The 21203-nt window shown below is 69.3% G+C and carries 23 protein-coding genes; 15 read left to right on the top strand and 8 right to left on the bottom strand.

From position 1 onward, the window contains the following. Positions 1–11 precede the first annotated feature (11 nt). On the top strand, positions 12–485 hold the full coding sequence (gene nrdR / locus BGO91_RS08240; protein ID WP_290472292.1) for a transcriptional regulator NrdR: 474 nt from the start codon (positions 12–14) through the stop codon (positions 483–485). Positions 486–510: 25 nt separating this feature from the next. Next, positions 511–1554, top strand: a complete 1044-nt coding sequence (locus BGO91_RS08235) for a quinone-dependent dihydroorotate dehydrogenase (RefSeq protein WP_290472291.1) — start codon at positions 511–513, stop codon at positions 1552–1554. On the opposite strand, the gene BGO91_RS08230 is transcribed toward BGO91_RS08235, so the two are convergent. Beyond that, positions 1522–2487, bottom strand: a complete 966-nt coding sequence (locus BGO91_RS08230) for a ribonuclease HI family protein (protein ID WP_290472290.1) — start codon at positions 2485–2487, stop codon at positions 1522–1524. The genes BGO91_RS08235 and BGO91_RS08230 overlap by 33 nt on opposite strands. Position 2488: 1 nt before the next feature. Next, the gene (locus BGO91_RS08225) at positions 2489–3085 is read right to left on the bottom strand and encodes a DUF3043 domain-containing protein (protein WP_290472289.1); all 597 of its coding nucleotides are present in this window, start codon (positions 3083–3085) and stop codon (positions 2489–2491) included. Positions 3086–3125: 40 nt separating this feature from the next. Between BGO91_RS08225 and BGO91_RS08220 the strand changes: the two genes are divergently transcribed. The 9 genes from BGO91_RS08220 to BGO91_RS08180 all read left to right on the top strand — a co-directional run bounded on the left by BGO91_RS08220 (position 3126) and on the right by BGO91_RS08180 (position 11896). Continuing rightward, positions 3126–4562, top strand: coding sequence for a dipeptidase (locus BGO91_RS08220; RefSeq protein ID WP_290472288.1), 1437 nt, complete (start codon positions 3126–3128; stop codon positions 4560–4562). A gap of 97 nt (positions 4563–4659) precedes the next feature. Then, positions 4660–5016, top strand: coding sequence for an iron-sulfur cluster insertion protein ErpA (gene erpA / locus BGO91_RS08215; RefSeq protein ID WP_021757617.1), 357 nt, complete (start codon positions 4660–4662; stop codon positions 5014–5016). Between the two features lie 145 nt (positions 5017–5161). Further along, a complete protein-coding gene (coxB, locus tag BGO91_RS08210) occupies positions 5162–6049 on the top strand; it encodes a cytochrome c oxidase subunit II (RefSeq protein WP_290472287.1) in 888 nt (295 codons plus the stop codon). A 9-nt stretch (positions 6050–6058) separates the two neighbouring features. Further along, positions 6059–7807, top strand: a complete 1749-nt coding sequence (gene ctaD, locus BGO91_RS08205; RefSeq protein WP_290472286.1) for a cytochrome c oxidase subunit I — start codon at positions 6059–6061, stop codon at positions 7805–7807. A gap of 3 nt (positions 7808–7810) precedes the next feature. After that, positions 7811–8233, top strand: coding sequence for a cytochrome c oxidase subunit 4 (locus BGO91_RS08200; RefSeq protein WP_290472285.1), 423 nt, complete (start codon positions 7811–7813; stop codon positions 8231–8233). A gap of 159 nt (positions 8234–8392) precedes the next feature. Then, a complete protein-coding gene (locus tag BGO91_RS08195) occupies positions 8393–9814 on the top strand; it encodes a DUF1254 domain-containing protein (RefSeq protein ID WP_290472284.1) in 1422 nt (473 codons plus the stop codon). Positions 9815–9840: 26 nt separating this feature from the next. Next, on the top strand, positions 9841–10188 hold the full coding sequence (locus BGO91_RS08190; protein WP_290472283.1) for a PadR family transcriptional regulator: 348 nt from the start codon (positions 9841–9843) through the stop codon (positions 10186–10188). After that, complete coding sequence (locus BGO91_RS08185) at positions 10185–11171, top strand: hypothetical protein (RefSeq protein WP_290472282.1); 987 nt, start codon at positions 10185–10187, stop codon at positions 11169–11171. Before BGO91_RS08190 ends, BGO91_RS08185 begins: the two co-directional genes overlap by 4 nt. A 95-nt stretch (positions 11172–11266) precedes the next feature. Further along, a complete protein-coding gene (locus BGO91_RS08180; protein WP_290472281.1) occupies positions 11267–11896 on the top strand; it encodes an HAD family hydrolase in 630 nt (209 codons plus the stop codon). On the opposite strand, the gene BGO91_RS08175 is transcribed toward BGO91_RS08180, so the two are convergent. The 5 genes from BGO91_RS08175 to BGO91_RS08155 form a co-directional block, all read right to left on the bottom strand. Beyond that, on the bottom strand, positions 11865–12704 hold the full coding sequence (locus BGO91_RS08175; protein ID WP_290472280.1) for a methyltransferase domain-containing protein: 840 nt from the start codon (positions 12702–12704) through the stop codon (positions 11865–11867). The two genes, BGO91_RS08180 and BGO91_RS08175, sit on opposite strands and share 32 nt — an antisense overlap. 88 nt (positions 12705–12792) lie before the next feature. Then, positions 12793–14409 (bottom strand): ubiquinol-cytochrome c reductase cytochrome b subunit, encoded by a 1617-nt coding sequence (locus BGO91_RS08170; RefSeq protein WP_290472279.1) that lies wholly within the window; start codon positions 14407–14409, stop codon positions 12793–12795. Continuing rightward, a complete protein-coding gene (locus tag BGO91_RS08165; protein WP_290472278.1) occupies positions 14406–15479 on the bottom strand; it encodes a ubiquinol-cytochrome c reductase iron-sulfur subunit in 1074 nt (357 codons plus the stop codon). The genes BGO91_RS08170 and BGO91_RS08165 overlap by 4 nt, the downstream gene beginning before the upstream one ends. A gap of 38 nt (positions 15480–15517) precedes the next feature. Further along, positions 15518–16336, bottom strand: a complete 819-nt coding sequence (locus BGO91_RS08160; RefSeq protein ID WP_290472277.1) for a cytochrome c — start codon at positions 16334–16336, stop codon at positions 15518–15520. A 26-nt stretch (positions 16337–16362) separates the two neighbouring features. Beyond that, on the bottom strand, positions 16363–16998 hold the full coding sequence (locus tag BGO91_RS08155) for a heme-copper oxidase subunit III (protein ID WP_290472276.1): 636 nt from the start codon (positions 16996–16998) through the stop codon (positions 16363–16365). Positions 16999–17139: 141 nt separating this feature from the next. Here BGO91_RS08155 and trpD point away from each other — a divergent pair, with 141 nt between their 5' ends. From trpD to dhaM, 4 genes are read left to right on the top strand one after another with little or no spacing between them, the layout of a single operon-like run. Beyond that, the gene (trpD, locus tag BGO91_RS08150) at positions 17140–18189 is read left to right on the top strand and encodes an anthranilate phosphoribosyltransferase (RefSeq protein ID WP_290472275.1); all 1050 of its coding nucleotides are present in this window, start codon (positions 17140–17142) and stop codon (positions 18187–18189) included. A gap of 23 nt (positions 18190–18212) precedes the next feature. Continuing rightward, positions 18213–19214: a dihydroxyacetone kinase subunit DhaK gene (dhaK, locus tag BGO91_RS08145; RefSeq protein WP_290472274.1), complete on the top strand. Its 1002-nt coding sequence runs from the start codon at positions 18213–18215 to the stop codon at positions 19212–19214. A gap of 31 nt (positions 19215–19245) precedes the next feature. Further along, positions 19246–19878 (top strand): dihydroxyacetone kinase subunit DhaL, encoded by a 633-nt coding sequence (gene dhaL, locus BGO91_RS08140; RefSeq protein WP_290472273.1) that lies wholly within the window; start codon positions 19246–19248, stop codon positions 19876–19878. After that, complete coding sequence (gene dhaM / locus BGO91_RS08135) at positions 19875–20603, top strand: dihydroxyacetone kinase phosphoryl donor subunit DhaM (protein ID WP_290472272.1); 729 nt, start codon at positions 19875–19877, stop codon at positions 20601–20603. Before dhaL ends, dhaM begins: the two co-directional genes overlap by 4 nt. 66 nt (positions 20604–20669) lie before the next feature. On the opposite strand, the gene BGO91_RS08130 is transcribed toward dhaM, so the two are convergent. Then, positions 20670–21200, bottom strand: a complete 531-nt coding sequence (locus BGO91_RS08130; RefSeq protein WP_290472271.1) for an N-acetyltransferase — start codon at positions 21198–21200, stop codon at positions 20670–20672. Positions 21201–21203 lie beyond the last annotated feature (3 nt).

Below are 21203 nucleotides of genomic sequence, written 5' to 3'. Positions count from 1 at the left end.
AGAATCGGGGTATGTTCTGCCCCTTCTGCCGCCACCCGGACTCCCGTGTCATCGACTCCCGGACCAGTGACGACGGTCTCTCGATCCGCCGCCGCCGGCAGTGCCCCGAGTGCGGCCGCCGCTTCTCGACCACCGAGACGGCCAGCCTCAGCGTGATCAAGCGCAGCGGGGTGGCGGAGCCGTTCAGCCGGGAGAAGATCATGCTCGGCGTGCGCAAGGCCTGCCAGGGGCGGCCGGTGACCGACTCCGACCTCGCCGTACTCGCGCAGAAGGTCGAGGAGACCATCCGCTCGACCGGCGCCTCCCAGATCGAGGCGAACGAGGTCGGCCTCGCGATCCTGCCCGAGCTGCGGGAGCTGGACGAGGTCGCGTACCTGCGGTTCGCCAGCGTCTACCAGGCGTTCGACTCCCTCGACGACTTCGAGGAGGCCATCCAGCAGCTGCGGGTCGCCCACCACATCGTGCCCGCGGACGTGCAGGCCTGACGCCGACCGGTATTCTCGTACCGGCATGTATCGCACACTCTTCTCCCTCGTCCTCTCCAAGCTCGACCCCGAGCGGGCCCATCACCTCGCGTTCGTGGCGATCCGCGCGCTGCCCCTCGTGGGGCTCGGCGGTGTCGCCCGGCGGTTCACCGCGGCCGACCCGTCCCTCGCCGTCGATGCGCTCGGACTGCGGTTCGAGTCGCCGTTCGGTGTCGCGGCCGGCTTCGACAAGGACGGCGAAGCGGTGCTCGGGCTCGGCGCGCTCGGCTTCGGCCACGTGGAGGTCGGGACGATCACCGCGATCGCGCAGCCCGGCAACGACAAGCCGCGCCTGTTCCGCCTCATCCCGGACCGCGCGGTGATCAACCGCATGGGCTTCAACAACCGCGGTGCGGGCGTCGCGGCGGATCGGCTCCTGCGCGTCATCCGGACACGCCACCGCCCGGTGCTCGGGGTGAACATCGGCAAGAGCCGCGTCGTCGCCGTGGAGGACGCCACCGCCGACTACCTGACCAGTGCCAGAGCCCTCGCGCCGGTCGCCGACTACCTGGTCGTCAACGTCAGCTCGCCGAACACGCCGGGGCTGCGCGGGCTGCAGGAGCTCGACCTCCTCGCTCCGCTGCTCACCGCCGTCCAGGAGGTCGCGGGCCGGAAGCCGCTGCTCGTCAAGATCGCGCCCGACCTCACCGACGAGCAGGTGCAGCGGATCGCGGAGCTGGTCGTGCGCCTCGGTCTCGACGGCATCATCGCGACGAACACCACGATCTCCCGGGAGGGGCTCCGCACCGACCCGGCCCGCGTCGACGCGGCCGGGGCAGGCGGCCTGTCGGGCGCACCGCTCGCGGCCCGCTCGCTCGAGGTCCTGAAGCTGATCCGCGCGACCGTCCCGCCCGAGCTCTGCGTGATCTCGGTGGGCGGCGTGGAGACGGCGGAGGACGTGCAGGAGCGTCTCGACGCCGGGGCCACGCTCGTGCAGGGCTACACCGCGTTCCTCTACCGCGGCCCGCTGTGGGCGCGGCAGATCAACCGCGGGCTGCTACGCCTCCGGCGTGCCCTGGTGGAAGCGTAGGCGCCAGCGGCCGCCGCTGCGCTGCCACAGCGAGCTGCGCAGGGTTCCGCCGCGCGCGTCGCTCGTGCGGGCGGTGAGCAGGATGACGCCGTCCGCGACCACCTCGGTGGCGAGGACGTCCAGCTCCACGGCCTCGGCCTCCTCGCCCGCGAGGGCCTGGAGGGTGTCGTCGCGACCCCAGAGCCGGCCGGAACGGCCGATCTCGGCGAACTCGGGGTGCAGCAGGCCGGCGACGCGTGACGCGTCGGAGCGGACCGCCGGGTCGAGCAGCTCGCGCTCCAGCCGGGCGACGATCTCCTCGTCGCTCTCCGCGACGGCCAGGTCGCCGAAGATGTCCAGTTCGAGGGCGTCCTCGGCCGCAGCCTGAGTCGGCGCAGCGACCGGTGCGGATGCTGCGGCCGGAGCGCTTTCAGCGACCCGCGGAGCCGGGGGAGCGGCCTCCTCGACCGGCTGATCGGCCTGCCGCGTGGCCGGGGGCCAGCCCGGTCCGATCGGGATGGGGTCGCCCTTCTGGTACGCGGTCGCCACGGCGCGGGCGCGCACGTCGGCGGCTTCGTTGAGGTCGTGGCCGGCGTGGCCCTTCACCCACTCGAACGTGTAGCGCCGCCCCTGGAGGGCGCGGTCGAGACGCTCCAGCAGCTCGCGGTTGAGCACCGGGGCGCCGTCGGCCTTGCGCCAGCCTTTGCGCTTCCAGCCCGCCATCCACTTGGTGACGGCGTTGATCACGTACTGGCTGTCGCAGAGGATGCGGAGGTCGTCGTCGACGTGGGCCGTCGACTCGAGCAGGTCGATGACGGCCATGAGCTCGCCCTGGTTGTTGGTGCCGTGCGGCCAGCCGCCGGCGGACCAGCGGTCGTCGTCGACGTACCAGGCCCAGCCGGCGGGGCCGGGGTTGCCGAGGGCGGAGCCGTCGGCCGCTGCGACGATCGTCACGTCAGGCGGGGTACTGGCCGCGCTTGACCTGCGGCTTGGGCAGACGCATGACCCGCAGCTGCAGCGCGCGCATGGCCGCGTACCAGCGCAGGCCGCGCTCGACCTTGTCGGCGCCGTACTTCGCCGCGATGCGCTTGCGCACGAGGAAGCCGAGGACGATGCAGTCGAGGACCGAGATCAGGAAGAAGGCCCAGAGCGCGAAGAGCGCCCAGACCTGCAGGAACTGCCACGGCAGGAAGCTCAGGACGATGATGACGAGCATCACCGGGATGAGGAACTCACCGATGCTGAACCGCGCGTCGACGTAGTCGCGCACGTACCGGCGCTGCGGGCCGCGGTCGCGCTGCGTCAGGTAGCGCTCGTCGCCGTTGGCCATGCCGACACGGGCCTTCTCGCGCGCCTCGGCCTGCTTGGTGCGGGCGTTGCGGGCCGCCTCCTTGCGGTCACCGGGGACCAGGGGGCGCTTGCGGGCGGCCTCCTGCTCGCGACGGGAGGGCGTCGGTGCGCCCTTGCCCTGGTTCAGGCGCTCTGCCGTCTGTTCGGGTGTCTCGGCGATCGGCGTCTCCGCCTCGGTCGCCGGGTGGTCTCGTTTCGCCAACGCTCAGCCTTCGGTTGTGGGGTCACTTAAGATTACCCGCATGACAGACTCCCAGCCGTCTTCCGGCCAGTATTCGCAGCCCGCCGACGATCCGGCGGCCGAGGAACGGGTCCGCGCCGCGGTCGAGGGCGGCCTGCCGTCGACCGTCGCCGACCTGTCCCGCCTCGTCCGGATCCCGTCGGTCTCCTGGTCCGCCTTCGACTCCGCGAACGTCCGCGCGAGCGCCGACGCCGTGGCCGCGCTGCTGCGCGAGACCGGCGTGTTCGAGAGCGTCGAGGTCAAGCAGGCGCCGATCGACGGCGAGCAGCTCGGCCAGCCGGCGGTGCTCGCCACGCGCGCCGCGCGGAATGGCCGCCCGACCGTCCTGCTCTACGCCCACCACGACGTGCAGCCGCCCGGATCGGACGACGACTGGGACACCCCGCCGTTCGAGCCGACCGTGCGCGGCGACCGGATCTACGGCCGCGGCGCGGCGGACGACAAGGCCGGCGTCATGGCGCACGTGGCGAGCATCCGCGCGCTCGTCGAGGCGCTCGGCCCGGACTTCGACCTCGGCCTCGCAGTGTTCATCGAGGGGGAGGAGGAGTTCGGCTCGCGCTCCTTCGCCAACTTCCTGCACGAGAACAAGGCCGCCCTCGCCGCCGACGTCATCGTCGTCGCCGACTCGGACAACGTCGACATCGCCACGCCGGCGCTCACCGTCTCCCTCCGGGGCAACGTGACCTTCCGCCTGACCGTGTCGACCCTCGAGCACGCCTCGCACTCCGGCATGTACGGCGGCGCCGCCCCGGACGCGATGATGGCGCTGGTCAAGCTGCTCGCCACCCTGCACGACGAGAACGGCGAGGTCGCCGTCGACGGCTTCCTCTCCTACGACGACGCGGCCGAGCCGCCGCACCTCAGCGAGGAGCAGTTCCGCGAGGAGGCCGCCCTCCTGCCGGGGGTGACGCCCATCGGCAGCGGCCCCATCCTGTCGCGCATGTGGTCCAAGCCGACCATCACGATCACCGGGATCGACGCGCCCTCGGTCGCGAACGCCTCCAACACGCTCCTCCCGAGCGCCGCGGTGCGCCTCAGTGCCCGGGTGGCGCCCGGTCAGCCGGCGGCGGAGGCCTACGCGGCGATCGAGCGCCACCTCCGCGCACACGCGCCGTTCGGCGCCCACGTCGACATCAGCGACGTCGACACCGGCGAGGCCTTCCTCGTCGACACCGCGGGCTGGGCGGCGACCGAGGCCAAGCGCGCGATGACCGACGCGTGGGGCAACGAGGCGGTCGAGACCGGCATCGGCGGGTCCATCCCGTTCATCGCCGACCTGGTCCGGGAGTTCCCGGACGCGCAGATCCTGGTCACCGGCGTGGAGGACCCGGACTCGCGCGCGCACAGCCCCAACGAGTCGCTGCACCTCGGCGTCTTCACCCGTGCGATCCTCTCGGAGGCGCTCCTGCTCGCCCGGCTGGACCGCCGCGAGGGCTGAGCGCCGTCTGAACGTCTGGACAGCCTCCCGGGTTTCCGACGTACAATCGACGCAGATTTCGCATCCCGAAGTCCATTTTTTCCGTGTGAGGAGTTCCATGACCGACACAACCCTGACCGCGCCGAAGGCCCATGGCGTCGGCCTGACCGAGGCCGCAGCAGGCAAGGTCAAGAGCCTGCTCGAGCAGGAGGGCCGTGACGACCTGCGTCTGCGCGTCGCCGTCCAGCCCGGCGGCTGCTCGGGTCTCATCTACCAGCTGTACTTCGACGAGCGCATGCTCGACGGGGACGCGACGGTCGACTTCGACGGCGTCGAGGTCATCGTGGACAAGATGAGCGTCCCGTACCTGGACGGCGCCGCGATCGACTTCGAGGACACCATCCAGAAGCAGGGTTTCACCATCGACAACCCCAACGCGACGGGCTCGTGCGCCTGCGGGGACTCGTTCCACTGAGCCTCGCATAGCACAGAAAAACACCGTGGGCCGCCCCTTGTGGGCGGCCCATTGTGTTCGAATCAGGGTGTCCGGCGGAGTAGGGTAGGGAGAGCCACATACATTTGGATGTGAACTGTCCCAGAAGTCACTCGAAAGGTCACCGGTGCGTCACAATCGCCGTCTCCGATGGGCTGCCATCCCGATCGCAGCGACGCTCGTCGTCGTTCTCGCGGGTTGCACGCAAGCACAGCTGAACGGATTCCTCCCGGGATTCGTCGAGGGCGAGCAGCCCGTCACCAACCACACGGAGCGCATCAGCGGCCTGTGGGTGACGAGCTGGATCGTGCTCCTGATCGTCGGCGTCATCGTCTGGGGTCTCATCGTCTGGGCGGTCATCGTCTACCGTCGCCGCAAGGGCCAGACCGGTCTCCCGGTCCAGCTGCGGTACAACATGCCGATCGAGATCTTCTACACGATCGTCCCGCTGATCCTGGTGCTCGGTTTCTTCGCCTTCACCGCCCGCGACCAGAACGCGATCGAGAAGCCGTACGCCCACCCGGACCTCACCATCCAGGTCTACGCCAAGCAGTGGGCGTGGGACTTCAACTACGTGGACGACAACGTCTACGACCCGGGCATCCAGGTGCAGCCGGATGACGCCAACGCCACCCCGGGCTCCGTGCAGGAAGGGTCGATCCCGACCCTGTACCTCCCGGAGAACAAGAAGATCACGATCCAGCTCGACTCGCGCGACGTGATCCACTCCTTCTGGGTGCCGGCGATGCTCTACAAGAAGGACGTCATCCCCGGCAAGACCAACTACATGTACTTCGAGACGACGGGCCGCACCGGCACGTTCGTCGGCAAGTGCGCGGAGCTCTGCGGCGAGTACCACTCCGCGATGCTCTTCAACGTGAAGATCGTCCCGCAGGACGTGTACGACGCTCACATCAAGAGCCTGCGCGACCAGGGCTACGAGGGTCAGCTCGGTTCCGAGTACGACCGCAACCAGAACCTGCCCGGAACGGGCGCTCCCAAGGGCAACGAGTAGGACACACCGATGACGACGACAGCACCGGCGCCTGGGGCGACCACCGCTCCCGCGCCGAAGCCCACGATCCTCAATGCCAACGGCATCGAGCGCAAGGGCAACATCCTCGTGAACTACATCACGTCGACGGATCACAAGACGATCGGGTACATGTACCTCATCTCGTCCTTCGTGTACTTCCTGATCGGCGGCGTGATGGCGCTCATCATCCGAGCCCAGCTCTTCGAGCCGGGCCTGCAGGTGGTGGCCACCAAGGAGCAGTACAACCAGCTCTTCACGATGCACGGCACGATCATGCTGCTCATGTTCGCGACGCCGCTCTTCGCGGGCTTCGCCAACGTGCTCATGCCGCTGCAGATCGGCGCCCCCGACGTGGCGTTCCCGCGTCTGAACGCGCTGGCCTACTGGTTCTACTCGTTCGGCTCGCTCATCGCGGTCGCCGGCTTCCTCACCCCGCAGGGTGCGGCCTCGTTCGGCTGGTTCGCATACGCGCCACTCTCGAGCACGACGTTCTCGCCAGGGATCGGCGGTAACCTCTGGGTCCTCGGCCTGGGCCTCTCGGGCTTCGGAACCATCCTCGGTGCGGTGAACTTCATCACCACCATCATCACGATGCGCGCCCCGGGCATGACCATGTTCCGCATGCCGATCTTCACCTGGAACACCCTGGTGACGTCGATCCTCGTCCTGATGGCCTTCCCGGTGCTCGCCGCCGCGATGTTCGCCCTGGCCGCCGACCGCGTGTTCGACGCCCACATCTACGACGCCGCGAACGGCGGGGCACTGCTCTGGCAGCACCTCTTCTGGTTCTTCGGACATCCCGAGGTGTACATCATCGCGCTGCCGTTCTTCGGCATCGTGTCGGAGATCTTCCCGGTGTTCAGCCGCAAGCCGATCTTCGGGTACAAGACCCTCATCTACGCGACGATCGCGATCGCGGCCCTCTCCGTCACCGTTTGGGCGCACCACATGTACGTGACCGGATCGGTCCTGCTGCCGTGGTTCTCGCTGATGACGATGCTCATCGCGGTCCCGACCGGCGTGAAGATCTTCAACTGGGTCGGCACGATGTGGCGAGGCTCGCTGACGTTCGAGTCGCCGATGCTGTGGTCGATCGGCTTCCTGATCACCTTCACCTTCGGTGGTCTGACCGGTGTCATCCTCGCGTCGCCGCCGCTCGACTTCCACGTCTCCGACACCTACTTCGTCGTGGCGCACTTCCACTACGTCGTCTTCGGAACCGTCGTCTTCGCGATGTTCGCCGGCTTCTACTTCTGGTGGCCGAAGTGGACGGGCAAGATGCTCAACGACCGTCTGGGCAAGTGGCACTTCTGGCTGCTGTTCATCGGCTTCCACACCACGTTCCTCGTGCAGCACTGGCTGGGTGTCGTCGGCATGCCGCGACGCTACGCGACGTACCTTCCGAGCGACGGCTTCACCTGGATGAACCAGATCTCCTCCATCGGAGCGGGCATCCTGGCGATCTCGATGATCCCGTTCTTCGTGAACGTGTACCTCACGGCGCGCAATGCTCCGAAGGTCACGGTCAACGACCCGTGGGGTTACAGCCGCTCGCTCGAGTGGGCGACGAGCTGCCCGCCGCCGCGCCACAACTTCACGTCGATCCCGCGCATCCGTTCGGAGTCGCCGGCGTTCGACCTGAACCACCCGGAGGCCGGGATCCCGATCGGCGTCGGTGGCGCCAAGGACGCTCCGGATGCCCCCGTGCTCGACGTCGCGAACAACGAGGTGAAGTAACCCATGAGAGCCAATGCCATCCTCTTCTGGATCCTCTCGATCTTCTTCATCCTCTCCGCGGTGGTCTACACCGTGTGGAGCCTGCTCGACCCGATGCACCAGAAGGTCGAGTGGGTCGGAACGGTCGCGCTCGTCCTGAGCGCCATCCTGGCCGCGTTCATCGCGTTCTACATCGGCCGCACGCACGCCTCGCAGGGCGGCGAACTGCCGGAGGACCGCCTCGACGCGAACATCGACGACGGCGACCCGGAGCTCGGGCACTTCAGCCCGTGGAGCTGGTGGCCGATCGCCCTCGCGACCGGTGCCGCTCTGGTGATCCTCGGCCTGGCCGTCGGTTTCTGGATCTGCTTCATCGGTGTGGCGTTCAGCCTCATCTGCATCGTCGGCTGGGTCTTCGAGTACTACCGCGGCTACTTCGCCCGCTGAGCCTCACCCACCGAGCACTGCTCGACGACAGGGCCGCCTCCTTCGGGAGGCGGTCCTGTCGCGTTGTGCGGCCGGTGCTAGGCGGGGCGGGTCGTGCGCGGTAGCTTGGCGCCAGAGTCCGCCACGGCGGTGTGGCGGTCCCGACGAGGGGAATCAGCCATGTTCGACGAGTCCGCGTACGTGATCAGAGGTGGATTCCCGACCGGTGACACTGCGGCGCTCGCGTTCGATGAGGCCGACCTGGTGCGGGCGCTGCATGCGTACCGGTTCTTCTATCCGACCGTCTCGTTCGAAGCGACCTGGCGGGGCAACCGGGACGGTGGGGTCGTCCCCAACCAAGTGTTCCCCGCCTTGAAGGGGACGCCCAAGCAGTTCGTCTTCACGCCGAACTCGGACACTCCGTACGGTGCCGTCGCGCTCGACCTCTCGGATGGACCCATCGTCCTCGAAGTCCCGCCCGGGCCGATCATGGGGACGTTCAACGACCTCAACCAGCTGTGGATCATGGACTACGGCCTCCCGGGCCCCGCGAAGGCGGCGGGGGGCAAGCACGTGGTGCTCCCTCCCGGCTGGGACGGCGAGGTCCCGAACGGGATGTACTCGGCGCGCTCGACGACCAACCGGGTTCTCGGCCTCATCCGGGCGATGCCGATCGGCGGTGACATGGAGGCCGCCGACCGGCTCATGCAGTCCGTGAAGGTGTATCCGCTGGAGCCGCGCGAGGATTGGCCGGAGACCACCTGGGTCGACCTCTCCCTCCTGGATGGCGCCGACTTCACTCCTGTGCGCTGGGAGACCGGTCTGGACTACTGGCGCGTGCTCCACGACACGCTCGAGGAGGAGCCGCCGAACCCCGCGTACCGCTACGAATACGGCGAGCTGGCGCAGCTCGGCATCGCGCGCGGCATCCCGTTCGAGCCGGACGCCCGGTCGACGGCGATCCTCGAGAAGGCCGCCGCGATCGGCCACGCCCATCTGCTCGCCCAGTCGTTCGCCGACCGAAGCCCCGAAAAGCAGGTCTGGCCAGGCACGCAGTGGGAGTGGGCCGTCCTGCAGTCGGACAACGGGACATTCGACGCGCCGGACTACACCGACCTCTACGCCCGCGAGAAGTGGTTCTACCAGGCCCAGGTCGAGTCGCCCGCGATGTTCGCCCGCGCGCCCGGGGCCGGCTCGCTGTACTGGCTCGGGCTCCGGGACGCCGACGGCGACTACCTATACGGAGAGAACGCGTACGTCCTCGATGTCCCGCTGCCGGTGCCGGCGACGCTGTTCTGGTCGATCACCGTCTACGATGCCGAGACCCGCAGCGAGATCCTCACCGACCAGAACGCCGCAGCCCTGCGCTCCATGTACGAGCTCCAGGACCTCACCGGCGACACGGTGCGACTCCACTTCGCGCCGGAACCGCCGACCGACCCGGGCGACGCCACCCGGTGGATCAAAACCAAGCCCGGCGTCGGATGGTTCGTCTACTTCCGCATCTACGGCCCGGAGCCGGCAGCGTTCGACGGATCGTGGCGGCTCCCGGATTTCAGTCGTGGCTCGACGGAGGGGCAGTTCTCCCGCTCTAGCCAATAGTCGCGTTGCATGAGTATCATGCGGAGATGACTATAGAGCTGCGCGAGCCGTCGTTCCTTCTGCTCACGGCGTTGGCCGATGGGCCGAAGCATGGGTACGCCCTCCTCTCGGAGGTGAGCGAGCTGTCCGAGGGGCGCCTTCGCCTCAAGGTGGGATCGCTCTACGCGATGATCGAACGCCTCGAGGCCGGAGGGCTCGTCGTCCACCAGCGCGATGAGGTGGTCGCGGGCCGACTGCGTCGCTACTTCGCCCTCTCGGACGCCGGCCGGGAACGGCTGGAGCAGGAGGTCGCGCGACTCGCCGCCAATGCGCGGCTGGCGACGGAGCGGCTCCGGCGGCGTCCGGGCATCGCCATCGCGGGAGGTGCGGAATGAGCGACGATCTCGAAGCGCGGTACCGGCGCGCTCTCCGCTGGTATCCGGATTCGTGGCGCCGCCGGCATGCGGATGCCGTCGTGGGGATCCTGCTCGACCGCGCTGAGCAGGAGGGCCGCTCGGCGCCGGCGCGCGGCGAAGCGCTCGACCTGGCCGTCCAGGGCAGTGCCGCTCGTCTTGCGGTCGTCGTTCCCCGGGACGTGCGTGCGGGAGCCGCGACGCTCGCCCTCGGCTACGGCACCGTGTTCGCGACCCTGCAATTCTGGAGCAGCTGGTGGGCTCCGTTATCGTCCGGTCGGCGCTACCTGAGGGAGCAAGCGCCCTCGGTGAGCACCTTCGGGCCGTTTCTCAGTCCTGGGGTCGTCCTCGCCGCGCTATGGGTGCTGGCGCTCGCGTTGGTTCTCGCGGGTGCCGTCCGGTCGGCACGGGTCCTGCTCGTCGCGAGTGCGGTCGTCGCCGCGATCCTGCCGACGGTCAACGGATGGATCGGGGGCTGGGACGGGCCGAGCACGACCAACCTGCTCTTTCTCGGCTTCGCCGCCCTGATCGCCGCGTCGGCAGCGCCACTCCGCCGAGCGCTCCTCGTCGGCGTGCCGTTCTGGGCCCTGCTTCTGGTCGGCGTGTTCGGCTGGAATGCAATGCTGGTGCCCGACTTTCCCTCCGACCGGCAGTTCTGGCTCGTCTTCGCCGCTCGTATCCCGCCGGCCGTGATGGTCGTCGCGTTGACGGTGGTGGCGGTGGTCCTCCTGCTGGCCCGCAGGACGGCGGCGATTCCTGTGTTCGCCATCGCCGCAGCGCCGTGGGTCTGCGGGTGGTACGTCGCGACGATGCGAGACAACCCCGCGGGCGCGCTCTCCTGGGGCGTCGCGGCCGTGTTCGCCGTCGCGGCGGCTGCCGCCGTGGCCATCGGGCTACGCCGAGCGGGCGTCCGGGTCTCGATCGAGAACCGGCCGACGCCGCCGAAGGGTCGGGCTCCGAGTTGAAGTCAGCGCTCGCCCGTGTGGTTCGTCGTCGCCGAGCCCCGTGAGCGTTTCGCGGATTCGGCCCGCTGGGAGAGGATCGTTGGATGATACGCGTAGTGCTCTTCGACCTCGACGGCGTGATTCGAAACTTCGATCCCGCGCACGCCGCGGCCATCGAGCAACGGCACGGGCTTGCAGCGGGGACGCTCGAGAGCATCGCTTTCGCGAAACCGCTGATCGAGGACGTGACCACGGGTCGAATCAGCCGGGCTGAATGGCTTCGCCAGGTCGGCGACACGGTCGGCAGCGCGGCGGCCGTGGGGGAGTGGGGCACTCAACCGACCGTCGTCGATGACGGTGTCTTGGAGCTGTCCGACGAGCTTCGGGGCCTCGGGCTGCGGACGGCCGTGCTCACCAACGGGACGGACACCATCCCCGCCGAGATCGCCTCGATGGGTATCGGCGACCGCTTCGATGCGTTCTTCAACTCGGCCGAGATCGGGTTCGTGAAGCCCGACGTCCGTGCCTTCCGCCACGTCCTCGACGCGCTCGCTGTCGGGGCCGAGGAGGTGTTCTTCACCGACGACTCCGCGTCGAAGCTCGCGGGCGCTGACAGCCTCTCGATGCGAACGCACCACTTCGCGGGCGTCGACGGAGTTCGTGAACACCTCCGGAGGGCAGGCGTGGATGTCGCCGAGCCGGACGCGGGGTCGATCAGAGAGACCGGACGCCGGCCCGGACGGTGAAGTGCAGGACGTCCACGTCCAGGCGCGTCTCGGTGGGGAGCTCCTGGCCGCCCGCACCGGTCTCGGCGTCGACGTGGTGCGCCGAGGGCCCCATGCCGATCAGAGCGTTTCGGATGGCGTCGTCGACCGGGAGGGGCTCCGAGACGTGTTCGCGCGTCAGGAGGGCGTACAGGGGCTCTGCGGAGGCGATGACGTCGTCCGCCTTGTCGGCGGGGACGTCGAGCATGGAGGTTGCGGCGCGGAGCGAGCTGAGATGCGCGCCGCGAGGCACGACGACGACGAGCGAGCCGCCGGGGCGCAGGACGCGCGCGAACTCCGGCAGGTTGCGGGGCGCGAAGATGTCGAGCACCGCATCGCACGCGGCATCCCGGATCGGGAGCGGGCGCCAGGTGTCGGCGACGAGGCCGTCGATGCGGTCCGAGGAGCGGGAGGCGCGGCCCACGGCGGCGGGGGAGAGGTCCATGGCGAGGCCGGTGGCGCGCGGGCACGCGGACAGGACGGCGCGGAGGTAGTGGCCGGTTCCCGCACCGGCGTCCAGGACGCGGGAGACGGCGGGAGGGACGGCGGCGGCGACGGCGGCCGCGATCGGTGCGTAGAGGCCGCTCTCGAGCACGGCGTCGCGTGCGTCCAGCATGGCGGGGCTGTCGCCGACATGCTTGGAACCGCCGAGCAGGCTGATGTAGCCGCGCTTGTTGACGTCGTGGCGATGCCCGGACGGGCAGCCGAGGACGAGCCGGTCGATGGGGGAGAGGTCGGCACCGCAGACCGGGCAGCGCAGCCACGACGCGAGGCGTTCGAGATCGGTCATGGCTTCCTCCGCGGGCTGAGGGAAAAGGGGCTGGGAACGCGAAAGCGCCGGCGCGTGAGACGCGCCGGCGCTTTGCAGGAGGCTCGGATCAGTGGTGATCGTGGCCCGACTCGAGCTCGCCCTTGGTCGGCGGCACGATGCGGTCCTCGAAGAACCAGCGCGAGAGGCTCGCGCGCATCCGGTTGCCCATGGTGATTTTGCCCTGCTTGTTCGGGCGGATCATCAGCGGCTCGTAGGCCTCGAAGCTCACCAGACGCCAGCGCTCGTAGTCGCTCAGCTGCTCGTGCACCTCGATGAACTCGCCACCGGGGAGCTTCACGATGCGGCCGGTCTCGTAGCCGTGCAGGGCGATGGAGCGATCCTTCTTCTGCAGGGCGATGCACACGCGCTTCGTGAGGACGTAGGCGATCAGCGGGCCCAGGAACAGGAGCGCCTGGAGCGTGTGGATCACGCCCTCCATCGTCAGCTTGAAGTGCGTCGCGATGAGGTCCGAGCTCGCAGCGGCCCAGAACACGGCGTAGAACGTGACACCGGCAGCGCCGATGGCCGTGCGGGTCGCGGCGTTGCGCGGGCGGTCGAGGATGTGGTGCTCACGCTTGTCGCCGGTGACCCACGCCTCGATGAAGGGGTAGATCAGCACGGTGACGATGAAGAGACCGAGGATCGCGACCGGGACGATGATGTTGAACGACCAGGTGCGGTCCAGCCAGACGAACTCCCAGCCCGGCGGCACGAGACGCAGAGCGCCGTCCGCGAAGCCGATGTACCAGTCCGGCTGGGTACCCGCCGAGACCGGTGAGGGGTCGTACGGGCCGTAGTTCCAGATCGGGTTGATGGTGAAGAACGAGGCCATGGCCGCGATGACACCGAACACGATGAAGAAGAAGCCGCCGGCCTTGGCCGCGTACACCGGGAGGACCGGATAGCCGACCACATTGCCCTGCGTGCGGCCCGGAGCCGCGTACTGCGTGTGCTTGTGGATGACCACGAACATCAGGTGCAGGGCGATGAAGGCGAGCACCATCGCCGGCAGCAGCAGGATGTGCAACGTGTAGAGACGTCCGACGATCGCCGTGCCAGGGAACTCACCGCCGAACAGCAGGAACGAGATCCAGGTGCCCACCACCGGCAGGCCCTTGATCAGGCCGTCGATGATGCGGAGGCCGTTGCCCGAGAGCAGGTCGTCCGGGAGGGAGTAGCCCGTGAAGCCCTCGGCCATCGCGAGGATGAAGAGGACGAAGCCGATGACCCAGTTGAGCTCACGCGGCTTGCGGAACGCGCCGGTGAAGAAGATGCGGAGCATGTGGAGGCCGATGGCCGCCACGAACAGCAGCGCCGCCCAGTGGTGGATCTGACGGACGAGCAGACCGCCGCGCACCTCGAACGAGATGTTGAGCGTGGACTCCATGGCCGCGGACATGTGGATGCCCTTCAGCGGCACGTACGAGCCGTGGTACACGACCTCGGCCATCGACGCCTGGAAGAAGAACGTCAGGAACGTGCCAGAGAGCAGGATGACGACGAAGCTGTAGAGCGCGACCTCGCCGAGCAGGAACGACCAGTGGTCGGGGAAGATCTTGCGACCGAACTCCTTGACGGCGCCCGAGATGCTGGTGCGGTCCTCGATGTAGTTCGCGGCCGCTGCCGTGAAGCCGCCCTTTTTGACCGGGGCAGGTGCCGCGGGTGCGGCGGTCGTGGTACTCAATGGCGCTCCCAGAAGCTCGGGCCGACGGGCTCGTGGAAGTCGCTACGGGCGACCAGGTAGCCATCGGCGTCAACGGTGATCGGAAGCTGCGGCAGCGGGCGCTTGGCCGGTCCGAAGATGACCTCGGCCTCGTGCGTGATGTCGAACTGCGACTGGTGGCACGGGCAGAGCAGGTGGTGGGTCTGCTGCTCGTAGAGTGCCACCGGGCACCCGACGTGCGTGCAGATCTTGGAGTAGGCGACGATGCCGTCGTAGTTCCAGGTCTCGCGACCCTTCGAGACGTGCAGGTCCTCCGGCTTGAGGCGCATGAGGAGCACGGCGGCCTTGGCCTTCTGCTCGAGCATGTCCTCGGCCTCGTTGAGGCCCTCCGGGATGACGTGGAACGCGCTGCCCAGCGTGACGTCCGCCGCCTTGATGGGCGTGCCGGACGGGTCGCGGGTGAGGCGGACGCCCTTGGCCCACATCGTCTGGGAGAGCTCCTCGACCGGGTCGAGGTCCTGCGGCGCGAGACCGCGGAACAGGACGACCGCGGGGAGCGGGAAGGCGATGAGGGCGCCGATGAGGCTGTTGCGGACGAGCGTGCGGCGGTTGAAGCCGGACTCCTCGTCGGCCTGGCGGAAGATCTCCACGGCCCGCTCGGTGGTGGCCTCGCTGCCGTGCACGGGGTGGCGGAGGTCGACGCCCTCCTTCTCGTGCATGAGCGCCTTGCCCCAGTGGACGGCCCCGATGCCGATGGCGAGGAGGGCGAGCGTGATGCCGACGCCGATGAACAGGTTGTTCAGGCGGACCGAGCTCGGGTCGCTGTCGTGGATCGGGAACGCCATGTACGCCGCGACCGCCCAGATGCTGCCGGCGATCGAGAGGTAGAACAGCGTGTAGACGGTGCGCTCGGCGCGCCGTTCCTTCTTGGGGTCGAGGTCGGTGACGCGCGGCCGGTGCGGCGGGAAGCCGGGGTTCTCGGGCGCGTCGCGGACGACGATGGCCGTCCCGGCGTCGCCCGCGCGGTGCACGTCGACATCTGACGAACTGGCTGGCGTCAGCTCGTGACCGCCGTTCTCGTCCTGTGCCATGGTTCTCCTTCTTACGCTTTCTCTACGCTCAGTACCGGCTAGTTGGACTTCGCCGTGATCCAGACGGTCAGTGCGACGATCGCGCCGAGACCGAAGATCCAGAGGAACAGGCCCTCGGCCACCGGGCCGAGCGAGCCGAGCTCGAAGCCGCCCGGGGACGGGTGCTCCTGGATGTACATGAGGTACGTGATGATGTCGGCCTTGCCCTGCGGGTTGATGTTCAGGTCGTTGAACACCGGCATGTTCTGCGGGCCCGTGACCATGGCCTCGTAGATGTGCTTGGCGCTCACACCCGTCAGCGGCGGGGCGTACTTGCCCTCGGTGAGCGCACCACCGGCGCCGGCCACGTTGTGGCACATGGCGCAGTTGATGCGGAAGAGCTCGGCGCCGTTGGCGGCGTCGCCCTTGCCGTCGAGGTACTTCTGCTCGGGGATCGAGGGGCCGGGGGCCAGCGACGCCACGTAGTCGGCCAGCGCCGACACCTGCTCGTCGGTGAACTGGACCGGCTTCTCCTGCGCCTGCGGGCCCTGCATCTGCATGGGCATGCGGCCGGTGCCGACCTGGAAGTCGACGGCGGCGGAGCCGACGCCGATCAGGCTCGGCGCCTCGGCGGTGCCCTGGGCCGACATGCCGTGGCAGGTGGCGCAGTTGGCCTGGAAGAGCTTCTGGCCCTCGTCGACCGTGGCCTGGGAGGCGACGGCGGGCGTCGTCTCGGCCGAGGCGGTCGTGGTGGTGAAAGCAGCGTAGGCGCCGCCGGTGAGGCCCAGACCGATCGCGAGGAGTGCGACGGTGGCCAAGGGGTGACGGCGACCGGTCTTACGGACGGGCTTCGCCTTGCTGCGGGTGTTCGGACGCATGGGGTGAGGTCAGCTCCTGATTTCTACTAACGGATGATGTAGATGACCGCGAACAGTCCGATCCACACGACGTCGACGAAGTGCCAGTAGTAGGAGACGACGATGGCGCTCGTCGCCTCCTTGTGGCCGAAGTGCTTGACCGCGAACGCGCGGCCGATGACGAGGAGGAAGGCGATGAGGCCGCCGGTCACGTGGAGTCCGTGGAAGCCGGTGGTGAGGTAGAACGCCGAGCCGTAGGCGTTGGAGTGGATGGAGATTCCCTCGGTGACGAGCGTGGCGTACTCGAGGATCTGGCCCGACACGAAGATCGCGCCCAGGACGTAGGAGAGCAGGAACCACTCGACGAGGCCCCACTTCCAGAACTGGAACAGGCCGCCCGTGCGGTGCGCCTGCAGCCGCTCCGCTGCGAACACCCCGAACTGGCACGTGACGGAGCTGAGCACGAGGATGGTCGTGTTCGTCGCCGCGTACGGGATGTTGAGGTGCGCCGTCTCGGCTGCCCAGAGGTCCGGCGAAGTCGACTTGAGGGTGAAGTAGATCGCGAACAGTCCCGCGAAGAACATCACCTCCGAGCCGAGCCAGACGATGGTGCCGACGGCCACGACGTTGGGCCGGTTGATCGCCGGCGCACTCGGTGCAGGGGAAATTGAGGTGCTCGTCACGTACCCATTATGGCTGAAAAGAAGCCGTGGTTTTCTCACCTGAAGGGTCTGAATTCGCCCCCAGACTGGTTAGGCTGCCCTTAGTTGGGCTCGAAGACGGGTGGCTCCCCGCGCCCCGCCGCCTCGCAATAGGATCGTTTCATGACGGAATCACAGTCCTGGTCGTCCGTGCTCACCTCCCTGCTCGCCGGGGAGGACCTCAGCGTGGCGGACGCCGCGTGGGCGATGGACCAGGTCATGACCGGGCGGGCGACCGACGCCCAGCTCGCCGGATTCCTCATCGCCCTGCGGGTCAAAGGCGAGACCGTCGACGAGATCGTGGGCTTCCGCGACGCGATCCTGGACCACGCCGTCCCGCTGCCCGTCGACCCGATGGCGCTGGACATCGTCGGGACCGGGGGCGACCGCTTCGGCACCGTGAACGTCTCGACGACCGCCTCCATCGTCGCCGCGGCGGCTGGCGTGCCGGTGATCAAGCACGGCAACAAGGCGGCGAGCTCCTCGTCCGGATCGTCGGACGTGCTGGCGGCGCTGGGCATCGATCTCGCCCTCCCGGCCGAGCGTGTCGCGGAGGTCCTGAACAAGACCGGCATCACGTTCGCGTTCGCCAGCGCCTTCCACCCCGGTTTCGCCAATGCCGGCCCGGTGCGCTCGCAGCTCGGCGTGCCGACCGTCTTCAACTACCTCGGACCGCTGTGCAACCCGGCGCGTCCCGAGGCGTCTGCGGTGGGCGTGGCGACGCTCGACCGCATCCCGCTCATCGTCGGCGTGTTCCAGACCCGCGGTGCGACCGCGCTGGTCTTCCGCGGCGACGACGGACTGGACGAGCTGTCGACCACCGGTCACAGCCACGTCTGGGAGGTCTCTCGGGGCCTCGTCACCGAGCACGACATCGATCCGCGCGATCTGGGCATCCCCCGCGCGAAGATCGAGGACCTGCTCGGGAAGGACGCCGCGTACAACGCGGCTGTCGTGCGTGCCGTGCTCGCGGGCGAAGAGGGCCCCGTGCGCGACATCGTGTTGCTCAACGCGGCGGCCGGGCTCGTGTCCTACGAGCTCGCGTCCGACCCGTCGAGGGTCCAGGACTCCATCCTGGATCGGTTCCGTTCGCAAATGGCGGTCGCCGCTCAGGCCATCGACTCCGGGGCTGCGGCCGCGAAGCTCGACGAATGGGTGGCGGCGACGCACTGACAGCAGTGGAAGGAAGGGTTTCGATGAAGAAGCTCATCAACGACGTACCCGACGTCGTGGCGGAGTCCCTCGCGGGGTTCGGCCGAGCTCACGCCGACATCGTGACGGTGTCGGACGATCCTCGTTTCGTCTCGCGGGCCGACGGCCCCGTGCGGGGCAAGGTCGGCCTGGTCAGCGGCGGCGGCAGCGGCCACGAGCCCCTCCACGCCGGATTCGTCGGGAAGGGGATGCTCGACGCGGCCGTGCCCGGCGAGGTCTTCACCTCGCCGACCCCGATGCCGATCGTCGAGGCCACCAAGGCCGCCGACGGCGGAGCGGGCGTGCTGCACATCGTCAAGAACTACACCGGCGACGTCCTGAACTTCGAGACGGCCGCCGACCTCGTGGGCGCCGAAGGCATCCAGGTGCGCGCCGTCGTCACCAACGACGACGTCGCGGTGCAGGACTCGCTCTACACGGCCGGTCGCCGCGGCGTCGCCGGCACCGTGCTGGTCGAGAAGATCGCGGGCGCGGCAGCGGATCGCGGCGACGACCTCGACGGCGTCACCGCGATCGCCGAGCGGGTCAATGCGAACGTGCGGTCGATCGGCCTGGCGCTGACCGACGGCACGGTACCCCACGCCGGGGAGCCGGGCTTCGTGCTGCCGGAGGACGAGATCGAGTTCGGCGTCGGCATCCACGGCGAGCCCGGTCGCGAGCGCATCAAGATCGAGCCGGCCGACCGCCTGGTGGACCGGATGATGGACGCGATCCTCACCGACCTGCCGTTCTCGTCGGGCGACCAGGTGCTCCTGTTCGTCAACGGGATGGGCGGCACGCCGCTGTCGGAGCTCTACATCCTGTTCCGCCGCGCGGCCGAGATCCTCGACGAGAAGGGGATCACGCTGTCGCGGTCGCTGGTCGGCAGCTACGTCACCTCCCTCGAGATGCAGGGTGCGTCGATCTCGGTGCTGAAGCTGGACGACGAGCTCACCTCCCTCTGGGACGCGCCGGTGCACACGGCCGCGCTCCGCTGGGGACTCTAGCCACACGACACGACACGAGGAGGAGGCGCAGATGGCGCTGGACACGAACTGGGTCTCGGCCTGGCTGACGGCCGGGGCCGCGGCCATCGGGGAGCACAAGCAGGAGCTGAACACCCTGGACAGGGAGATCGGCGACGGCGACCACGGCGAGAACATGGACCGCGGCCTCCGCGCGTCGGTGGACGCCCTGGGCAAGCTCCCCGACGACGCGACCCCGAACGCCGCGCTGCGGTCGGTCGCGATGACCCTCATCTCGACCGTGGGAGGTGCGTCGGGTCCGCTGTACGGGACCGCGTTCCTCAAGGCGGCCGAGCCGGTCGGCGATCGGACGGAGATCGACGGCGCCACCCTGGTGGCGCTGCTGGCCGCCGCGCGTGACGGGATCGTGTCCCGGGGCAAGGCGGAGCCGGGCGACAAGACCATGGTCGACGCGTGGACCCCTGCGGTCGACGCGGCGATCGCGGCCGAGGCGTCCGGCGCCTCCCCGGCCGAGATCCTGGCCGCCGCGGCGGACGCCGCGGAGCAGGGCGCCGCGGCCACTGAACCGCTCGTCGCCCGCAAGGGACGCGCGAGCTACCTCGGTGAGCGCTCCGCCGGACATCGGGATCCCGGCTCCCAGTCGACGGCGCTGCTGCTGCGCGCCGCGGCGGAGGCGGCGGGATGACGGACCGCGTCGGCATCGTCTTCGTCTCGCACAGCGTCCTCCTCGCGGAGGGCGCCGTCGCTCTCGCCGGCCAGATGGCGCCGTCCGTGCGCCTGATCGCGGCCGGCGGCACCGACGACGACGGGATCGGGACCAGTTTCGCCAAGGTGATGGCGGGCGTCGGCGAGGCGGACTCGGGCGCCGGGGTCGTGGTCATCAGCGACCTCGGCTCCGCTCTGCTCACCGCCGAGACCGTTCTCGACATGCTGTCCGACGACGAGCGCGCCCGCGTGCGCGTCGTCGACGTGCCGTACGTCGAGGGCGGGATCGCCGCCTCCGTCGCCGCCGAGACCGGAGCCGAGCTGGCCGAGGTCGCCGAGGCGGCCGAGAGCGCCCGTGCGGCGTGGCCGGCGGCGGAACAGGCCACGGAGCAGGCGGCGGCTCCGGTCGCTGCCGACGCCCCTCCGGCGGCCCCCGCCGCGCCGGGCGGACCGTACGAACGCGAGGTGCTCGTGCGCAACCCGCAGGGGCTGCACGCACGCCCCGCCGCCGACTTCGTGAAGCTGGCCAGCACCTTCCCGGTGAAGGTCACCGTCAACGGCAAGGACGCGAAGAGCCTGCTCGGGGTGATGTCGCTCGGTCTGACGGCCGGGTCCACCGCCCGCATCGCTTCGGAGGATCCGGCCGGATCCGAAGCGGTCGACGCCCTCGTGGCGCTCGTCGAGACGGGCTTCGGCGAGGTCTGACGCTCGCGGGGAGGGCCGCACGGAGCCGTCCGTGCGGCCCTTCTCCGCGTCCGGGACCGGGCGGCGCTACAGGGGGAGCGCCATCTCCCGTTCCAGCGTCGTCCGGTCGAGCGGATACGGCTGGGTGCGCCCGGTGAAGACGAACCCGCGTCGCTCGTAGTAGCGGATGGCCGCCGGGTTGTGCTCGTGGACATCCAGGAGCAGTTGCTCGCCGCGTCCCTGCGCCCAGTCGATCACGGCGACGAGGAGCGCGTCCGTCATCCCGGCCTCCCGCCCCCGGTACCGCGGGGTCACGTAGACGCCCACGAGATACGGGTCGCGCGTTCCCGGCGCCTGGTGGCCGCCCATGCTGCCCAGCCAGCGGCCGTCCGGGGCGACCGCCGCGAACAACCGGGTGGAGGCGGAGGTTCCCGCGGTGCGCCGGCGCCAGTGCTCGTCGGGATGCGTCCGCGCCGTCGCGAGCGTCTCGAGGAACGCCAGCGGCGCGTCCTCCAGCATCTCGAGCCGGAGGGCGCGGTACGCCGGCCAGTCGTCCTCGACGCTCGGACGGACCGTCCAGTCCGTCCGAGCGGCGTCGGACGCGCTCGCGCGGGTCACGGC

Origin of the sequence: Leifsonia sp. 71-9 (assembly GCF_001898805.1) — a bacterium.
In the GTDB taxonomy this organism is placed as follows: domain Bacteria; phylum Actinomycetota; class Actinomycetes; order Actinomycetales; family Microbacteriaceae; genus Leifsonia.
This window is presented reverse-complemented; position numbering and strand designations above follow the sequence as displayed.

What these genes read in the sequence shown, in the direction of transcription:
- nrdR (WP_290472292.1), top strand. Translation starts at nt 12, where the DNA reads ATGTTCTGCCCCTTCTGCCGCCACCCGGACTCCCGTGTCATCGACTCC.
- BGO91_RS08235 (WP_290472291.1), top strand. Translation starts at nt 511, where the DNA reads ATGTATCGCACACTCTTCTCCCTCGTCCTCTCCAAGCTCGACCCCGAG.
- BGO91_RS08220 (WP_290472288.1), top strand. Translation starts at nt 3,126, where the DNA reads ATGACAGACTCCCAGCCGTCTTCCGGCCAGTATTCGCAGCCCGCCGAC.
- erpA (WP_021757617.1), top strand. Translation starts at nt 4,660, where the DNA reads ATGACCGACACAACCCTGACCGCGCCGAAGGCCCATGGCGTCGGCCTG.
- ctaD (WP_290472286.1), top strand. Translation starts at nt 6,059, where the DNA reads ATGACGACGACAGCACCGGCGCCTGGGGCGACCACCGCTCCCGCGCCG.
- BGO91_RS08200 (WP_290472285.1), top strand. Translation starts at nt 7,811, where the DNA reads ATGAGAGCCAATGCCATCCTCTTCTGGATCCTCTCGATCTTCTTCATC.
- BGO91_RS08195 (WP_290472284.1), top strand. Translation starts at nt 8,393, where the DNA reads ATGTTCGACGAGTCCGCGTACGTGATCAGAGGTGGATTCCCGACCGGT.
- BGO91_RS08190 (WP_290472283.1), top strand. Translation starts at nt 9,841, where the DNA reads ATGACTATAGAGCTGCGCGAGCCGTCGTTCCTTCTGCTCACGGCGTTG.
- BGO91_RS08185 (WP_290472282.1), top strand. Translation starts at nt 10,185, where the DNA reads ATGAGCGACGATCTCGAAGCGCGGTACCGGCGCGCTCTCCGCTGGTAT.
- BGO91_RS08175 (WP_290472280.1), bottom strand. Translation starts at nt 12,704, where the DNA reads ATGACCGATCTCGAACGCCTCGCGTCGTGGCTGCGCTGCCCGGTCTGC.
- BGO91_RS08165 (WP_290472278.1), bottom strand. Translation starts at nt 15,479, where the DNA reads ATGGCACAGGACGAGAACGGCGGTCACGAGCTGACGCCAGCCAGTTCG.
- BGO91_RS08160 (WP_290472277.1), bottom strand. Translation starts at nt 16,336, where the DNA reads ATGCGTCCGAACACCCGCAGCAAGGCGAAGCCCGTCCGTAAGACCGGT.
- trpD (WP_290472275.1), top strand. Translation starts at nt 17,140, where the DNA reads ATGACGGAATCACAGTCCTGGTCGTCCGTGCTCACCTCCCTGCTCGCC.
- dhaK (WP_290472274.1), top strand. Translation starts at nt 18,213, where the DNA reads ATGAAGAAGCTCATCAACGACGTACCCGACGTCGTGGCGGAGTCCCTC.
- dhaL (WP_290472273.1), top strand. Translation starts at nt 19,246, where the DNA reads ATGGCGCTGGACACGAACTGGGTCTCGGCCTGGCTGACGGCCGGGGCC.
- dhaM (WP_290472272.1), top strand. Translation starts at nt 19,875, where the DNA reads ATGACGGACCGCGTCGGCATCGTCTTCGTCTCGCACAGCGTCCTCCTC.